Source organism: Streptomyces alfalfae (genome assembly GCF_004127445.1).
GTDB classification, from domain to species: Bacteria; Actinomycetota; Actinomycetes; order Streptomycetales; family Streptomycetaceae; genus Streptomyces; species Streptomyces alfalfae.
Window position 1 is genome coordinate 270,946 of the sequence record NZ_QEXM01000015.1, and the last position, 15,088, is coordinate 286,033.

General features: G+C 72.7%; 17 protein-coding genes. 9 read left to right on the forward strand and 8 right to left on the reverse strand.

Translation table 11 applies throughout. The features are described 5' to 3' along the window. Positions 1-362: 362 nt before the first annotated feature. Positions 363-1,523 carry an ROK family transcriptional regulator gene (locus DCW30_RS06300; RefSeq protein ID WP_079250117.1) on the reverse strand — a complete coding sequence of 387 codons (1,161 nt, stop codon included), beginning with the start codon at positions 1,521-1,523 and terminating at the stop codon, positions 363-365. A 74-nt stretch (positions 1,524-1,597) separates the two neighbouring features. Between DCW30_RS06300 and DCW30_RS06305 the strand changes: the two genes are divergently transcribed. Beyond that, entirely contained in the window at positions 1,598-2,722 is a 1,125-nt protein-coding gene (locus DCW30_RS06305; RefSeq protein ID WP_418347239.1) for a Gfo/Idh/MocA family protein, read from the forward strand. Beyond that, complete coding sequence (locus tag DCW30_RS06310; RefSeq protein WP_198502695.1) at positions 2,719-3,198, forward strand: heme-degrading domain-containing protein; 480 nt, start codon at positions 2,719-2,721, stop codon at positions 3,196-3,198. Before DCW30_RS06305 ends, DCW30_RS06310 begins: the two co-directional genes overlap by 4 nt. A gap of 96 nt (positions 3,199-3,294) precedes the next feature. Here DCW30_RS06310 and DCW30_RS06315 read toward each other — a convergent pair whose 3' ends face one another. From DCW30_RS06315 to DCW30_RS06335, 5 genes are all read right to left on the reverse strand, one after another. Then, positions 3,295-4,152 carry a fumarylacetoacetate hydrolase family protein gene (locus tag DCW30_RS06315; protein ID WP_076685988.1) on the reverse strand — a complete coding sequence of 286 codons (858 nt, stop codon included), beginning with the start codon at positions 4,150-4,152 and terminating at the stop codon, positions 3,295-3,297. A 237-nt stretch (positions 4,153-4,389) separates the two neighbouring features. Next, the gene (locus DCW30_RS06320; RefSeq protein ID WP_076685987.1) at positions 4,390-5,166 is read right to left on the reverse strand and encodes a YidC/Oxa1 family membrane protein insertase; all 777 of its coding nucleotides are present in this window, start codon (positions 5,164-5,166) and stop codon (positions 4,390-4,392) included. Between the two features lie 142 nt (positions 5,167-5,308). Beyond that, positions 5,309-5,629 (reverse strand): DUF6412 domain-containing protein, encoded by a 321-nt coding sequence (locus tag DCW30_RS06325; RefSeq protein ID WP_062770617.1) that lies wholly within the window; start codon positions 5,627-5,629, stop codon positions 5,309-5,311. A 216-nt stretch (positions 5,630-5,845) separates the two neighbouring features. Next, positions 5,846-7,402, reverse strand: a complete 1,557-nt coding sequence (locus DCW30_RS06330; RefSeq protein ID WP_076685985.1) for a sodium:solute symporter family protein — start codon at positions 7,400-7,402, stop codon at positions 5,846-5,848. Then, positions 7,399-7,626, reverse strand: coding sequence for a DUF3311 domain-containing protein (locus DCW30_RS06335; protein ID WP_076689274.1), 228 nt, complete (start codon positions 7,624-7,626; stop codon positions 7,399-7,401). The genes DCW30_RS06330 and DCW30_RS06335 overlap by 4 nt, the downstream gene beginning before the upstream one ends. A gap of 164 nt (positions 7,627-7,790) precedes the next feature. Here DCW30_RS06335 and DCW30_RS06340 point away from each other — a divergent pair, with 164 nt between their 5' ends. Beyond that, a complete protein-coding gene (locus tag DCW30_RS06340) occupies positions 7,791-8,825 on the forward strand; it encodes a hypothetical protein (RefSeq protein WP_076685983.1) in 1,035 nt (344 codons plus the stop codon). 155 nt (positions 8,826-8,980) lie between these two features. After that, positions 8,981-9,751 (forward strand): HNH endonuclease, encoded by a 771-nt coding sequence (locus tag DCW30_RS06345; protein WP_076685981.1) that lies wholly within the window; start codon positions 8,981-8,983, stop codon positions 9,749-9,751. Here DCW30_RS06345 and DCW30_RS06350 read toward each other — a convergent pair. Continuing rightward, positions 9,724-10,350 carry an ATP-binding protein gene (locus tag DCW30_RS06350; RefSeq protein ID WP_076685980.1) on the reverse strand — a complete coding sequence of 209 codons (627 nt, stop codon included), beginning with the start codon at positions 10,348-10,350 and terminating at the stop codon, positions 9,724-9,726. The genes DCW30_RS06345 and DCW30_RS06350 overlap by 28 nt on opposite strands. Before the next feature lie 217 nt (positions 10,351-10,567). Here DCW30_RS06350 and DCW30_RS06355 point away from each other — a divergent pair, with 217 nt between their 5' ends. From DCW30_RS06355 to DCW30_RS06370, 4 genes are all read left to right on the forward strand, one after another. Continuing rightward, positions 10,568-11,416: a helix-turn-helix domain-containing protein gene (locus DCW30_RS06355; protein WP_129299884.1), complete on the forward strand. Its 849-nt coding sequence runs from the start codon at positions 10,568-10,570 to the stop codon at positions 11,414-11,416. Continuing rightward, the gene (locus tag DCW30_RS06360) at positions 11,413-11,616 is read left to right on the forward strand and encodes a DUF397 domain-containing protein (RefSeq protein ID WP_076685977.1); all 204 of its coding nucleotides are present in this window, start codon (positions 11,413-11,415) and stop codon (positions 11,614-11,616) included. Before DCW30_RS06355 ends, DCW30_RS06360 begins: the two co-directional genes overlap by 4 nt. Before the next feature lie 105 nt (positions 11,617-11,721). Beyond that, on the forward strand, positions 11,722-12,237 hold the full coding sequence (locus DCW30_RS06365) for a nucleoside deaminase (RefSeq protein WP_076685975.1): 516 nt from the start codon (positions 11,722-11,724) through the stop codon (positions 12,235-12,237). A gap of 118 nt (positions 12,238-12,355) precedes the next feature. Continuing rightward, entirely contained in the window at positions 12,356-12,661 is a 306-nt protein-coding gene (locus DCW30_RS06370) for a hypothetical protein (RefSeq protein ID WP_076685972.1), read from the forward strand. A gap of 94 nt (positions 12,662-12,755) precedes the next feature. On the opposite strand, the gene DCW30_RS06375 is transcribed toward DCW30_RS06370, so the two are convergent. Beyond that, positions 12,756-13,769, reverse strand: a complete 1,014-nt coding sequence (locus DCW30_RS06375; RefSeq protein WP_076689270.1) for a GlxA family transcriptional regulator — start codon at positions 13,767-13,769, stop codon at positions 12,756-12,758. A gap of 90 nt (positions 13,770-13,859) precedes the next feature. Between DCW30_RS06375 and DCW30_RS06380 the strand changes: the two genes are divergently transcribed. Beyond that, a complete protein-coding gene (locus tag DCW30_RS06380) occupies positions 13,860-15,083 on the forward strand; it encodes an MFS transporter (RefSeq protein ID WP_076685970.1) in 1,224 nt (407 codons plus the stop codon). The last annotated feature ends 5 nt before the right edge of the window (positions 15,084-15,088 follow it).

Here is a 15,088-nt window from a genome sequence, read left to right on the forward strand (position 1 = left end):
GCAGGAATGGGGGGCGGGTGACCGCGGGGTGGCGGGGCCGGGTGGGGTGACCCCGGGGAGGGGCGACTCCCAGGGCTGGGCTGCAAAGGCAAGGCGGCCCGGGCAGGGTGGCCGGAGCCCGGCAGGGCCGCCGGAGCTGGGCTTGGCAGCCGAAGCCAGGCGGGGCTGGGGGGAGTCAGGCTTGGCCGCCGAAGCCGGGCGTACCGCCGGAGCTGGGCGTGCCGCCGGAGCCGGGCTTGCCCGCCGGAGCCAGGCGGAGCTGCCGGAGCCAGGGGGCCGCCGAAGCCAGGCAGGGCTGCCGGAGCCAGGCCTGGCAGCCGAAGCCAGGCGTAGCCGCCGAAGCCGCTCCGGAGCCGCGCCCCTCAGTCGCCGAGTGTGCCGAACGGCTGCGGCGCTCGGCCGAAGAGAGGGGCGAGGATCAGTTGGGCCGCGCCCTCCGCCACCGCGCGTTCGCCGCCGGGGGCCGGCGCGACGGAGACCTCCGCTCCGCCGCCGCGCCGGACCCGCTCGGCCACGACGGCGCCCACCCCCCGTACGAAGAGGTCCCCCGCGGCGAACACCGTGCGTCCGCCGAGCAGGACGCGGTCGATGTCGAGCAGCCCGACCAGGTTCCCCGCGGCCGTGCCGAGCACCCGCGCGGCCTCGGCGAGGTCGCCCGCCGCGACGGCCGCGAGGCAGAGCGCCTCGACGCAGCCCCGGTCCCCGCACGCGCAGGGCGGCCCGTCGAGCCGCAGCACCTGGTGGCCGAACTCCCCCGCCCCGGTACGGGCCCCCCGGTGCAGGGAGCCGCCGAGCACGAGTCCCGCGCCGAGCCCGGTGCCCAGATGCAGATACGCGAACGATTCCGCCGCGCCCGCCAGGGCCATCCCGAGCGCGGCGGCGTTGGTGTCCTTGTCCACGGCCACCGGCAGCCCGAGCCGCGCCGCGAGCGCGTCCCGCAGCGGGAACCCGTCCCACGCCGGGAACCCCGTCACCCGCCGCAGCACCCCGCGGGCATGGTCGAGCGGACCGGGCAGCGCGACCCCGACCCCCGGCGGGACCATGCCCCGCGGCCCGGCCCCCAGCAGCCCCCGCACCGCCCCCGCCGCCGCGTCGACCACGGCGTCCGCGCCCTCGGCGAAGGCCAGCGGGGCACGGCGTTCGGCCACCACCGCCCCGGTGAGGTCGACGAGGACCGCCGTCAGCGCGTCGCGGTCCAGGTGCAGGCCGACCGCGTGGCCGGCCTCCGGCACCAGGCGCAGCACGGTGCGCGGCTTGCCGCCCGTCGAGGCGCGCCGCCCCGCCTCCGCGGCCAGCCCCTCGGCCCGCAGCCGCGCGGTGATCTTGCTGACCGCCTGCGGGGTGAGCCCCGTGCGTTCGGCGAGTTCGAGGCGGCTGATGCCCGCCTCCCCCGCCGAGCGCAGCAGGTCGAGCACGAGCGCGGCGTTGTGGCCACGCAGCGCCGGCAGGTTCACCCCGCCCACGTTCCCGTCCCCCTTTCCGCGCTCGTTCCCGCGCCCGTTTCCGTTCCCGTACGACGTCACGAGGCCATTGTCCCGCGCGCTTGCACTTTGGCAACACCGTTGCTTAAGTGGAGGACATGACTGGCACAGGTGCTATGACCGGCACAGGCTCCGAAACCCCCGCGAGCGGACCGCCCGGCCCGGGCCCCGAGGGCGCCCTCCGCGTCGGCCTCATCGGGTACGGCCTCGCGGGCTCCGTCTTCCACGCCCCGCTGATCGCCGCCACCGAGGGCCTCGCGCTCGACACGGTCGTGACGTCGAACCCCGACCGGCAGGCGCAGGCCCGCGCCGAGTTCGGCGACGACCTGCGCCTCGCGGCCTCGCCCGACGAGCTGTGGGACCGCGCGGACCGGCTCGACCTGATCGTCGTGGCGTCGCCGAACAAGACGCACGTGGCGCTCGCCACCGCCGCCCTCAAGGCCGGCCTGCCGGTCGTCGTCGACAAGCCGCTCGCGGGCACGGCCGCCGAGGCACGCGAGCTGGCCTCCCTCGCCGACGAGCGCGGACTGCTCCTGTCCGTCTTCCAGAACCGCCGCTGGGACAACGACTTCCGTACGCTGCGCGAACTGCTCGCCGACGCCGCCCTCGGCGACGTATGGCGCTTCGAGTCCCGCTTCGAGCGCTGGCGCCCGCGCCCCAAGGGCGGCTGGCGCGAGTCCGGCGACCCGGAGGAGATCGGCGGTCTCCTCTACGACCTGGGCAGCCACGTCGTGGACCAGGCCCTGACGCTGTTCGGCCCGGCGGTGAGCGTGTACGCCGAGGCGGACGTGCGCCGCCCCGGCGCCGAGGCGGACGACGACACGTTCATCGCGGTGACGCACGCCGGCGGCGTCCGCTCCCACCTGTACGTGAGCGCCACCACGGCCCAGCTCGGCCCGCGCTTCCGCGTCCTCGGCTCCCGGGCCGGCTACGTGAAGTACGGCCTCGACCCGCAGGAGGCCGCCCTGCGCGAGGGCCGCCGCCCGGCCCCGGGAGCCCCCTGGGGCGTCGAGCCCGAGTCGATGTGGGGCACGGTCGGCTCCGGCGAGTCCCCGGCGACCGGCGGCGGACGCCCGCTGCCGACGCTGCCCGGCGACTACCCCGCGTACTACGCGGCGGTCGCCGCCGCCCTGCGCGGCGCCGGCGAGAACCCGGTGACCGCGCACGAGGCCGCCGCCGCCCTCGACGTCCTGGAGGCGGCCCGCCGCTCGGCCCGCGACGGTGTGACGGTGACGCTGTGACCACGCCCTCCTCGAACGACGCGCTGATCGGTGAGCTGGAGGCCCAGGAGGCCCGCCTGGTCCTCCCCCGCTTCACGCACGACGACGCGTGGGCCCTCGGCTCGCTCCTGGTGGAACTGGCCCGCGAGCGCGCCGCCCCGGTGGCGATCGACATCACCCGCGGCGGCCAGCAGCTCTTCCACGCGGCGCTCCCCGGCTCGACCCCGGACAACGACGCGTGGCTCGCCCGCAAGCGCCGCGTCGTCGAGCGCTACGGCTGCTCGTCGTACCTGGTCGGCTCCCGCTTCCGCGCCAAGGGCACGACGTTCGAGGCCTCCTCCCGCCTGGACCCCGACGTGTACGCGGCCCACGGCGGCGCGTTCCCCGTCGCGGTGGACGGCGCGGGCGTGATCGGCGTCGTGGCGGTCTCGGGGCTGCCGCAGGTGGAGGACCACGCGCTGGTAGTCGAGGCGCTGGAGCGGTTCCGCACCGCGTGAGCCGGGCCGCCGGGGCGGATGGCGGGTGCCGGGGCCGGGTGGATCCGGCCGGTGAGCGCGGCGGGCGGCGGCGAGCCGCCCGCCGCCCCGGCGGGACTACGCGTCCTTCAGCTCCTGCCGCTGCCGCCCAAGACCCTCGATCTCCAGCTCCACCACGTCGCCCGCCCGCAGGTACGGCTTCGGCTCGGGGCGGCCCATCGCGACGCCCGCGGGCGTGCCGGTGTTGATGACGTCACCGGGATACAGGGTCATGAACTGGCTGACGTAGCGCACGACCTCCGCCACCGGGAAGATCTGGTCGGCGGTCGTGCCGTCCTGCTTCAGGTCGCCGTTGACCCAGAGTTTCAGCGACAGCGCCTGCGGGTCGGGGACCTCGTCGGCGGTGACCAGCCAGGGGCCCAGCGGATTGAACGTCTCGCAGTTCTTGCCCTTGTCCCAGGTGCCGCCGCGCTCGATCTGGAACTCCCGCTCCGACACGTCGTGCGCCACCGCGTACCCCGCCACGTGGGCCAGCGCGGCCTCGTGCGACTCCAGATAGCGGGCCGTACGTCCGATGACCACGGCCAGTTCGACCTCCCAGTCGGTCTTCTCCGAGCGGCGCGGCACCAGCACCGTGTCGTCAGGGCCGACCACCGTATCCGCCGCCTTGAAGAAGACGACGGGCTCGGCGGGCGGCTCGGCGCCGGTCTCACGGGCGTGGTCGTGGTAGTTCAGGCCGATGCACACGACCTTGCCCACGCGCGCCACCGGCGGCCCGACCCGGAGCCCCTGCGCATCGAGAACCGGCAGGTCACCGGCGTCGGCGGCGGCCCTGATCCGGTCCAGCGCCGCCGTGTCGGCGAGCACGCCCCCGTCGATGTCGGCGACGACCCCCGACAGGTCCCGCAGGGTTCCTTCGGCGTCGAGCAGCGCGGGGCGCTCCGCTCCGGCCGTGCCGACTCGCAGCAGCTTCATCGTCTGACTCCCTTGGTCGAGCGTGACCTACGTGATCACGTGGCCAGGCCGATGGGGTGCGGCCATCGGAGGTTTGGTCGATCGTCCAAGGTCGGCGTCCGCTCCGCAATACCCCGTTCACGTACTGGACCTTTACGGCCCGGTAGCCACGGTCCGGACGGCGGCTCGGTAGCCACGACCAGGACGGCGGCTCGGGCGGCGGTCCGGACGGCGGCTCACGCAGCGGCCCGGGAGCGCTCAGACACCCGTGGCCAGGGCCGCCGCGCCCGCGGGAACGTCGCGGTACAGGAACGCCCGCTCCACCGCGCTCCAGGTCGTGCTCGTCACCACGTACAGGGCGGCGGCCAGCGGCACCACGGCCACGGTGATCAGTGTCATGAACGACATCAGCGGCATCACCTTCATCATGGCCCCCATGCCCGGCACCTGCGGGTCCCCGTTCCCCCCGGCCTGCGGCGTGGCCGCCATCTGCTGCTTGGTTCGCCGGTAGTTGAAGGTCGCCACGGCCGCGACGACCGCGAACAGGGCGAGGTACACGAGCCCCTGCGCCCCGAGGACCCCGCCCTCGCCCAGCGCGTCGGTCCACCGGTCGCCCAGCGGCGCGGCGAAGAGGGTGTGGCCGAGCAGCGCGTTCGCCTCGCCGCCGATGCTCGAACTGGAGAAGAGGTGGTAGAGCAGGAAGAACGCCGGCAGCTGGAGGAGGCTCGGCAGGCACCCGGACAGCGGCGAGACCTTCTCCTTCGCGTGCAGTTCGAGGATGGCCTTCTGCATCCGGTCCGGGTTCTTGGCGTGCTTCTCGCGCAACTCCGCGATCTGCGGCGAGAGCTTGGCGCGCGCCTTCTGGCCACGGGCCGCCGCACGCGACAACGGGTGTACGAGGAGCCGTACGCAGGCGGTGAAGAGCACGATCGCGGCGGCGGTCGCCGAGCCGTGGAAGAGCGGTTCGACGGCGTCGGCGATGTGCTCGACCAGCTCGGCGAACACGGACATGAAAGAGGAGAAGAGGTCGGACATGGAGAAGCCCTCCGGGGATCTCGTCGTGCCGGGAGTGTCGATCGCCTGAGTGGCGATCGGCTGAGTGGCGATCGGCTGAGTGGTGATCAGCTCGGCATGACGACCCGCGAGGGGCTGGCGCTCTACGGGAGGTGGCGTTCCCCTACGCGGCCGTCAGGAGGGGACGGCCGGGTGCTCGGGGGCGCCTGCGGCCCCTGGCGTCGGGGTCGCGCTGGGGCAGGAACGCGGTACGCCGCTCCCGGTCCCTGATGGCCGTGCGCACCCTGGTGCGGGGCACGGCGGGCGCGCAGCGCGCGGCGATCACGGAGCAGACCGCGAGCGCGGCGCCGGCGGCGGCGGTCGCGGCGAGCGCGACGGCGGCCGTGAGGCTGCCGGTGTCGACGAGGACGACCTCGACGAGGAGGAACAGGAGAAGCAGGGCGGGGCGCAGGGCGGCTCTCACACCGCGGAACAGCTCGCGCATCGTCACTTCCCCCCTCTCCGTCTCTGTCTCCGCCGCACGGCCGCTGGGCCGTGCGGCAGTCTTATATGCGTACTGCCGTTGTGTCGTACTGCCGTTATACAGGATGGACGTCACCGGCCTGAAGGAGCTGGCCGGGGGCCGAGGGACCGACCGGGGGGCCGAGGAGCCGACCGGGGCCGACGAACCGGCGGGCGGCAGGTGGCGGGCTCCGTCAGGTCAGGGCCCGGCGGCTGCCCGCACGCCCCGCTCGCCCTCACCGTCCGCACCATCCGCGCCGTCCTCGCCCTCCGCCCCCAGCGGATCACGCGCGAGGACCTCGGCGTCGGGCCGCTCGTCACGCCGCCCGGCGGGTCCCGCGTACGACACCCCGAGGGCCACGGCCAGGTTCACGGCGAGCGCGACGATCCCGGCGTTCACACCGAACACGGGATCGTGGTCGCTGAAGACCAGCGCGCAGACGATCCCGACGCCCACGACGAGCCCGCTCACCGCCCCCGCGAGGGTCAGCTTCCGCCAGACGAGGCCGATGAGCAGCATGGGGACGAGCTGGGCCATGCCCTCGTAGGAGATGAGGGAGAGCCGCACGAGGGTGTTGGGCGCCGCGTAGGTGAGGACGAGGGCGAGCGCGCCCGCGACGACGACCACGGCCTGCGAGGCCAGCTTCTGCCGCCGCGGCCCGCGCCACCGGGGCAGCAGGGACAGCACGCTGCTCCCCCACATCGTCCCGATGACCAGCATGAACACCGCCATCGGCACGATGGAGGAGAGCGCGGCGGCGACCCCGATGACGCCGACGCCCCACGCGGGCAGCGAGTCGACGACCAGCTTGAACAGCGCGAGGTTGGACTCCGCGCCGACGAGCCCCGGAACGACGAAGAGCGCGGCCATGCCGAGGAGCATGGGGACGAAGAGGAGCACGTTGTAGGCGGGCAGCCAGATGGCGTTGCGCCGCAGCCCGTCGGCGCTGCGGGCGCCCAGGTACCCGGCGACGGTGGTGGGGAAGATGACGACCGTCAGGGCGTTGAGCAGCGAGGTCGTGGCGAACCACGCCTCCCCGTACCGGCTGCCGCCGCTCCCCGGCAGCGTCAGCCAGTCGCTCTTCTCCCGAACCACCCGGTCGAGGAAGTCCCCGTAGCCGTCGAAGTAGTGGAGGGGCACGTAGACGACGAGGAAGGCGAGGGTCCCGATGACGAGTACGTCCTTGAGGACGGAGACCCAGGCGCTCCCGCGCAGCCCGCTCACCACCACGAAACCGGTGGTGACGGCGAAGCCGATGAAGTAGGCCCAGTTCAGGCTGATGGCGCCGTAGGAGATGGTGGAGACGACGACGCCCATGCCGGTGATCTGCAGCTGGATGTAGGGCAGCAGGAAGACCGTGACCAGCAGCGCGACACCGGCGCCGAGCCACGGCCGCCCGTACCGGTGGGCGACCATGTCCGAGATGCTGACGAGCCCGTGCCGCCTGGCGTAGGCCCACAGCATGGGCCCGACGACGTAGCCGACGGCGTACCCGCAACTCATGTACGCGACGACGTACAGCACGGGCGCCCCGTAGTTGTACCCCCAGCCCGCGGCCCCCAGATAGCTGAAGCTGGTGTACCCCTCCCCCGCCATCAGCACCCAGATGAACACGGCCCCGAGGCTGCGCCCGCCCACGGACCACTCGGCGAGCCCGCCCTGCTTGCCGCGCCCGCGGACGGCGGCGAGCCCGAGGGCGACGGCGCCGGCCATGAAGACGGCGAAGATGGTGGTGGCGACGGCTCCGTCACTCATGACCGGCTCCCCGGCCGCCCACCCTCGATCCGCCGGTCACCGCGGTGGGCGAGCCAGACGCACAGGGGCGTGAGCAGCGTGGCCACGAGCAGCCAGAAGAAGAGGAACGGCACCCCGAACACGACCGGCCGCACACGATTGACGAGCGGGAGCACGCCCAGATACAGCACGAAGGGGACGAGCAGCCACAGGAGGTGGGGGCGGCGGGGGGAACGTCTGACGATCACGGAAGCCGAGCCTATCGGGGTGGGTGGTCGTGGGGCGGTGGGCGGGGCGCGCCCCGGGCGGGCCTGCGGCCAGAACCCGCCCCCCCGCCCGCCTGCCCGCGTGCAGGCCGAACCCGCAGGGCCCTCCTGCAAGAGGCCCGCTCGGCAGTACCGTGTCCCGTATGCGCCCCGAGAAGCCTGCTGCCGCCGACCACGTCGACACCGACCACATCGCCGAAGCCGCGCGCCTGGAGCGCACGGCCGGCATGTACCCGGAGGACACCGAGCACCTCCTCATCCAGGCCGCGGCCCACCTCGAACTGGCCGGCGCCCGCGACGAGGCGACCACGCTCTACGACCGCCTGCTGTCGCCCACCGCCCCGCGGCCCGCTGCCGCCCCGCTCCTGATCCGCGCCCTGAAGGCGTCGAACCTCTGGGAGTACGGGCACGAGGCGGAGGCCCGCGCGATCATCGCCGGGGTCCGCGCGGCGGCCCCGAGGGACCCGGCGCCGTGGGTGATCGTGGCGGAGTCACTGGAACAGCACGACGAGCTGGAACAGGCGCACGAGACGTTCACGGAGGCGGCCACGCTGCTGGTCCCCGCCGAGACGCAGGACCCCCCGTACACGACGCACCCGCTCCTCTTCGGCCGCCACCGCGTACGCCGCCTGCTCGGCGCGGAGCACGACGCGTGGGACGCGCTGGCGGACCGGGTCTCCACGGCCCAGGTCCCGCTGGACGAACTGCACGACCCGAAGCGGGTGTGGTCCCTCGGCTCGGAGAACCCGGCGGAGCTGCGCGCGGAGATCGCCCGCATCCAGGCCGAGCTGGGCTCCTACCGCCAGGCCCTGTCCCGCCCCTTCCCGGTGGCGATCCTGCGCTGGCCGGCGGACGAACTGACGGAACTCCTGGCGGCGTACCCCGCCCTGGCCTCGGAGTACCCCTCGCACGAGGCACACCTGGCGACCATAGAGTCCTCGCTGCGCGAACTCGCCGCCTCGGGCACCCCGAACCTCGGCGTCGTGACGGGCACGGTCCCCTCCTACGAGGCCTTCGCGGCCTCGGAGGGCACACCCCCGGACCAGCCGGACCTGCTCCCCCAGTACGCCACGACACTCGCCGCCCGCGGCCGGGCAACCTCCTGGCCCCCGGAGGCCGGTGGGCAGTGCTGGTGCGGGTCCGGGGTGGCTTATGGGGGGTGCCACGGGGTGCGGTAGCGGCTCCCACCAGCCGGCACCGGTATCTGACTGCCAATTCCCGCTGTGAACACCCATGGCAACGCTCCCCCTCTGAGGGGTGGCTACGTGTAACTCCGCAGCAGGTTCGCCGGCTTAATTAAGGCGTCACCACGAACACGCATACGATATCGCGCATGCGAACTCCCACGTGGGCCGAGGATGAACTCGTATTGGCGGGCGCGCTCGTAGTAAGGAACGGCTGGCATGAGTTACGGACTGAGGACCCTGCGGTTCAAGAACTGTCCGAGCTGCTTCGGTCGCTGCCCATCCACCCTGCGGAGGCAAGGTCCCTCCGCGGTTTCAGATCGGCTGGCAGCGTTAGCCGCAAAACCAGTGATTTCGCGGCCAACCACCCCGCGTACAACGGCAAGGGCACCAAGTGCGGTGAGCCCACACGACTGATGATCAGGGCCTTCATCGACCGCGAGCAGGAGATGCTCGACGCCGCCGACGCGATCGAAGAGGGCATCGCCTCGGGCCAGCTGCAGCTCATCCCGCCGCAGCCGGATGAAGACGATGACACAGGCGTCACCGCGGTGGAGGGCCGACTGCTCGTCCGGCGGGCTCTCGCCCGCGAGCGTGACCCGAAACTTCGCCGCCTGAAGATCAAGCAGGCTCGGCAAGGCGGCAGACCCCTGCGGTGTGAAGTCTGCGACTTCGACTTCGCGCAGGCCTACGGGCCGCTGGGCGAGGGATACATCGAAGTGCACCACGTCACCCCCCTCCACGCGTCGGGGACTCGGAGCACGAGGCTCGATGACCTTGCCTGTCTGTGTGCGAACTGTCATCGCATGTGCCACAAGAACCGCCCCGGAGAATCCTGGCGCACACCCGATGCGCTGAGGGCTCTGATGCATACATCCGCTCCCGGCAGCGCTCAGGCCGCATCGACCACTGCTTCATAGCGCGCCTGCGCATCGTCGAGCACCTCGTCCGGGTCGAGCCCTCGCTGGGCGAGCCAGTGCAACAGGTCAACGATCATGTCGGCGGCCGACGCCTCCAGGACTACGCGCGCCGACGGCGCCGCCATTCCCGAGCCGGCCAGTTGCTGATACGCCTCCAGCACCGCCGCCGCCCGCCGGCCCCGCGGGCACTGCAGGGGCCCCAGCGAGAGTTCGCACCACACCGCTTTGCCTGAGACCGTCAGCAGAGCGCCCCAGTCCAGACTCATGGCAGCGAGCAGATGCAGCCCGCGGCCGCACTCTTCGTCACAACCGGCAGAGCCCATAACCGGCGCGAGACTGCTCTTGTCATGCAGCTCCAGTCGGACGCGGTCCGCTTTCGCCTCCATGACGAGCGTCGCAGCCGTCCCCTGCCCTACGTGCTTGATGATGTTCGTCGCCAACTCGGTCACGGCCAGCTCGGCCTCCTCTGCGACAACGGCAGCACCCCATCTCCGCAGCGCGCCCCGGACAGCGTTCCGCAGCTTTCCGACTTCTTCCGGTTCGGCACAGAACGGCAGCACGCAGCGCTGACCCAGTGCAGATTCCTCGTAGACCGCCATGACGTCACTCCCTCCCGGATCACACAGGTGCGCACCATACGCAGCCGCCCAAACACCGTGTGTGATCGATTCAGGGGTGAGTATGGCATCGAGAAGTCTCGCTGTGTAACTTCTCACGAGAATCGATCGAGTGATTCCCATGGCTCCAACGAGTGGGCTGCGTAGCCTCATTGCGGCCAGCGTGCAGATCGCCCGCGGCAGCATGGAGGTATCCGACGTGTCTGCGAGGCCCACCACCCGCCGACGCCAACTGGGCGCGACGCTGCGCAAACTCCGCGCCCGCAATGGACTGACCCTGGAAGAAGCCGGATTGCGCGTCGGCGTCTCGAAGGCGACCGTCAGCCGGTACGAGACCCGTGAAGGTCCCGTCAAGTGGCTGGTCGTGGAAGCACTTTGCCGCGCCTACGACGCAACCGAAGCCGAGCGCAACGCCCTGATCTCCCTGGCCAAGGACGTGAAGCAGCAGGGTTGGTGGAGGTCCTTCTCGGACTCCATCCCGGAGAGCATGAACCTCTTGCTGACTCTGGAGGATGAAGCCACCCGGGAAGAGCACTTTTCCTGTGTCTACGTGCCAGGGCTGTTGCAGACCCGCAGCTACACCTCCGCCGTACAGCAGGCGAACGAGATAGAGCGCACCCCCGAAGACATCGAGCGGCTGGTCGACATCCGCATGAAGCGCCAAGACGTTCTCAGAAGGCCAACCCCGTTGCGCCTCTGGGCCATCCTCGACGAATCCGTTATCCGGCGGGTCGTCGGCTCACCCGCGGTGATGCGGGAGCAACTCGACCACCTGCTGCGAGCCAACGAATCGCCTCACATCACGCTGCAGGTGCTCCCCTTCTCCCGTGGCGCCCACACCGCTGCCCTCGGCAGCTTCGTCGTCTTCTGTGGCCGTGAATCCACCCTGGACGTCGTCTACGTCGATCTGCACGTCGGCTCGGTGTTCATGGAGAAGGACGAGGAACTGGACAGATACCGGCTGGCGTTCGACTATCTCCGCGCACAGGCACTGGACATGGCCGCGTCGTCGGCCCTGATCGAGCGAGTTCGCGAGGAGATGGCATGAGTACCAGCCCTGCAGCCGACGGCAGCCCCGCATGGTTCAAGTCGTCGTACAGCGGCGGCAACGAGACCGAATGCGTCGAGGTGGCCGTCACCGGCGACGATGTCCTCATACGTGACTCGAAGCGGCCAGGGGCCGCTCTGGTCGCCGTACAGGCCGAAACGTGGGTCGGCTTCCTGGAGACTCTGCGGCACGGGAGGTAGGCCGCTCCAGGCGGGTCGCCGACGAGCCACTGGATACCCGGCGAGCATAGGGTCAGCGTGTCGTGACGACGCCTCTGACCAGCCACGGCTATCGAGGAGAGCCCCATGCCCCACGCCCCCGAACACCCCCAAGACCGCGAGTTCCTCGACTTGGCCATCGAGAACTCCCGTCGCTCCCTCCTCCCCGGCAGCACCGCCAAGCCCTTCGGGGCCGTCGTCGTCGTGGGCGGGGAAGTCGTGGGGGAGGGGGTGAATTCCGTTGTCGCCATGAACGATCCGACCGCCCATGCCGAGGTCATGGCCTTGCGGGACGCGGGGCGGCGGCTCGGGCGGATCTCCATGGGGGACGCCGTGCTGTATGCCAGCAGCGAGCCGTGTCCCATGTGCCTCGTCGCCTGTTACTGGGCCGGTATTCCGCGCGTCGTGTACGGGGCCACCACGCGTGACGCCGCCGCCAACGGGCACGAGGACCTGCGGTTCTACCGCGACATCGCCCTGCCGAGCGCCGAGCGGCGGATGCTCGACGAGGTGGCCGTCGAAGGGGCGCCGCGCTCGGCCGCGGTGGAGGTCCTCGCCGCCTGGGCCGCCGCGCAGCCCGGCCCCGTCGAGCCGAAACTCTGAGCCCGCCCCCCCCCCGGCCACCACCCCGTTCCACCCCGTCCCGCCCCGCCCCCGATCGCCCCGCGTTAACCTCTCACCAGAGGACATCACGGACGTATCCACGAGAGGCGGACCCACCATGGCGAGGATTCCCGGAGCAGTCGTGGCCGCGGGCGGTCTGGTCGGCGGGTACGCCACCGCCCGGTTCACCAAGAAGCGGCCCCTCGGCGGAGCCGTGCTGGCCGCCGCCGGGGTCGCCGCCGCCCGGCAGTGGCGGGAGAGCGCGGGGAACAAGACGGCCGCCGCGCTCAGCGCCGCATACCTCGCCGGGTTCGGAGGCTCCCATCCGCTCGCCAAGAAGGTCGGCGCCTGGCCCGCCGTCCTCGGGGTCGCCGGCGGCGTCGCGCTCGCCTCCTGGGCCCTCGCCGACCGACGCCAAGGCTGAGCCCCGGGCCCGGCCACGGCCCGATAAGCGCCAGGTCCGAGCCTCACCCCGGTCGGAGCCCCGGCCGGAGCCAGGACGCCCCGCTCTGCGGAGGCTACGGACGGCCGCCCCGGAACGTCGCCCGGTACGCCCCCGGCGCCACCCCGACCCCCAGCGCGAAGTGCTGCCGCAGCGAGGCGCCCGTGCCGAAGCCCGCCTCCGCCGCGACGCGGTCCACCGTGTGGTCCGTCTCCTCCAGGAGCTGCCGCGCCCGGTCCAGCCGGCGCTGGGTCAGCCACTGCATCGGCGCCAGGCCGGTCTCCTCGCGGAAGCGGCGGCTGAACGTCCGCACGCTCATCGACTCCACCTCCGCCAGCGCGGCCAGCGTCAGCGGGTCGGCCAGGTGCTTCAGCGCGTAGGCGCGGGCGCGGCCCGTCGACGCCAGCCCCGGTTCCGCCAGCGGGCGGCGGATGTACTGGGCCTGGCCGCCCTCCCGGTGCGGGGGCACCACCGTGCGGCGGGCCACGTCCGCCGCCACCGCCGCGCCGTGGTCCTCGCGGATCATGTGCAGGCAGAGGTCGATGCCCGCCGCCTCGCCCGCCGACGTCAGCACGTCGCCCTCGTCCACGTACAGGACGTCCGCGTCCACCGTGGTCAGCGGGAACGCCCTGGCGAAGCGGTCCGCCGACATCCAGTGCGTCGTCGCCCTTCGGCCGTCCAGGAGGCCGGCCGCCGCGAGGACGAAGGAACCCGTGCAGATCGATGCCACCCGGGCGGCGGAGCGCAGGGCGCGCGTCACCTCCGCGTCCAGGCCGCCCGGTGCCAGCGCCTCGTCGCTCTCGTGCGAGGCCGGGACGATCACCGTGTCCGCCGCCGCCACCGCGTCCAGGCCGTGCTCGGCGTAGACCGGGAAGTCCGCGTCCGTGCGCACCATGCCGGGGCGGGGCGCGCACGTGCGTACGGAGTACAGGGGCCGACCGTCGGCCGAACGCGCCGTGCCGAGGAGTTGGTGCACCAGGCCCAGCTCCATCGGCAGCACGCCGTCCCGGATCAGGACCGCAACCGGGTAGGGGGACGCCGGCGACCTCCCGCCGCCGTCGTCGGCCGAGCCCGCTGCCACGCCCGTCATGCCCACCACGTCCGCCATGGCCAGATCCTTGCACATCGCGGCCATCCGGCCAGTCGTGGGCGCCCCGGGCCTCCGCGCACGCTCTTGTCCATGGACATGGAGATCACCCTCGTCAGGCCCTCGCGGCGTCCCTGGCGCGTCGCCTCCGGGGCCGCTCTCGCCATCGTCGTCGCCGGGAGCTTCAGTACCCTCGCCGGGCTGCTCGTCGGGCCGTTGCACGAGGATCTGGGCTGGTCACGGTCGTCCGTCGGGCTCGGGTCGCTCGTCAACATGGTCGTCTACGGGGCCACCGCCCCCTTCGCCGCGGCGCTGATGGACCGGCTCGGGATGCGGCGCGTGGCCACGGGGGCGCTGCTGCTCGTGGGGGCGGGGGCGGCGCTCACCACCACGATGACCTCGCCCTGGCAGTTCGTGCTGTATTGGGGGGTGCTCGTCGGGCTCGGCACCGGGGCCACCGCCGCCACGTTCGCCGCCACCGTCGGCGAGCGCTGGTTCACCGCGCGGCGCGGCCTCGTGACCGGGATGCTCACGGCGGCCGGCGTGATCGGACAGTTCGCTTTCCTGCCCCTGCTCTCGTGGATCGTCGAGTCGTACGAGTGGCGTGTCGCCGCCTACGTGCTCACCGGCGCCGCCACGCTGGCCTGCCCGGCGGTCTGGGCCTCCGTCCGCGACCCCGAAGCCGCGGCGGGCCCGAAGGCCGTGGAGTCCCGGGCCCTCGCCGTCCTCGGCCGGGCCGCCCGCACCGCGCCCTTCTGGCTGCTGGCCGGGACCTTCGCGGTCTGCGGGGCGTCCACGAACGGCGTGCTGTGGACGCACTTCGCGCCCGCCGCGCACGACCACGGGATGCCGGTGACCGTCGCCGCCTCGCTGCTCTCGGTCATCGGGCTCTGCAACGTCGCGGGGACCGTGGGGTCCGGCTGGGCCACCGACCGGTTCGACGCGCGGCGGCTGCTCACCGCGTACTACGCCCTGCGCGCGCTCTGCCTCTTCGCGCTGCCGCTGCTCCTCGCGGCCACGGTCGACGTGCCGCTCCTCGCGTTCGCCGTGCTGTTCGGGCTGCTCGACGTGGCGACCGTGCCGCCGACCGTCGCCCTGTGCCGGGCGCACTTCGGCGCCGACGCCCCCGTCGTCTTCGGGTGGGTCAGCACCGCGCACCAGGTGGGGGCCGGTGCGGTGGCGTTCGCCGGAGGGCTCGCGCGGGACGCGTTCGGTTCGTACGACGTGATGTGGGTGGGGGTGGGGGTGCTGTGTGTCGCCGCCTCGCTCGTCGTCCTGGTGGTGCGGGGGGTTCCGGAGTGCCGGACGGCCGTGTGAGGGCG

What these genes read in the sequence shown, in the direction of transcription:
- DCW30_RS06350 (WP_076685980.1), bottom strand. Translation starts at nt 10,350, where the DNA reads ATGGCGGTCTACGAGGAATCTGCACTGGGTCAGCGCTGCGTGCTGCCG.
- DCW30_RS06315 (WP_076685988.1), bottom strand. Translation starts at nt 4,152, where the DNA reads ATGAAGCTGCTGCGAGTCGGCACGGCCGGAGCGGAGCGCCCCGCGCTG.
- DCW30_RS06370 (WP_076685972.1), top strand. Translation starts at nt 12,356, where the DNA reads ATGGCGAGGATTCCCGGAGCAGTCGTGGCCGCGGGCGGTCTGGTCGGC.
- DCW30_RS06345 (WP_076685981.1), top strand. Translation starts at nt 8,981, where the DNA reads ATGCGAACTCCCACGTGGGCCGAGGATGAACTCGTATTGGCGGGCGCG.
- DCW30_RS06375 (WP_076689270.1), bottom strand. Translation starts at nt 13,769, where the DNA reads ATGACGGGCGTGGCAGCGGGCTCGGCCGACGACGGCGGCGGGAGGTCG.
- DCW30_RS06320 (WP_076685987.1), bottom strand. Translation starts at nt 5,166, where the DNA reads ATGTCCGACCTCTTCTCCTCTTTCATGTCCGTGTTCGCCGAGCTGGTC.
- DCW30_RS06340 (WP_076685983.1), top strand. Translation starts at nt 7,791, where the DNA reads ATGCGCCCCGAGAAGCCTGCTGCCGCCGACCACGTCGACACCGACCAC.
- DCW30_RS06380 (WP_076685970.1), top strand. Translation starts at nt 13,860, where the DNA reads ATGGACATGGAGATCACCCTCGTCAGGCCCTCGCGGCGTCCCTGGCGC.
- DCW30_RS06305 (WP_418347239.1), top strand. Translation starts at nt 1,598, where the DNA reads ATGACCGGCACAGGCTCCGAAACCCCCGCGAGCGGACCGCCCGGCCCG.
- DCW30_RS06325 (WP_062770617.1), bottom strand. Translation starts at nt 5,629, where the DNA reads ATGCGCGAGCTGTTCCGCGGTGTGAGAGCCGCCCTGCGCCCCGCCCTG.
- DCW30_RS06330 (WP_076685985.1), bottom strand. Translation starts at nt 7,402, where the DNA reads ATGAGTGACGGAGCCGTCGCCACCACCATCTTCGCCGTCTTCATGGCC.
- DCW30_RS06360 (WP_076685977.1), top strand. Translation starts at nt 11,413, where the DNA reads ATGAGTACCAGCCCTGCAGCCGACGGCAGCCCCGCATGGTTCAAGTCG.
- DCW30_RS06365 (WP_076685975.1), top strand. Translation starts at nt 11,722, where the DNA reads ATGCCCCACGCCCCCGAACACCCCCAAGACCGCGAGTTCCTCGACTTG.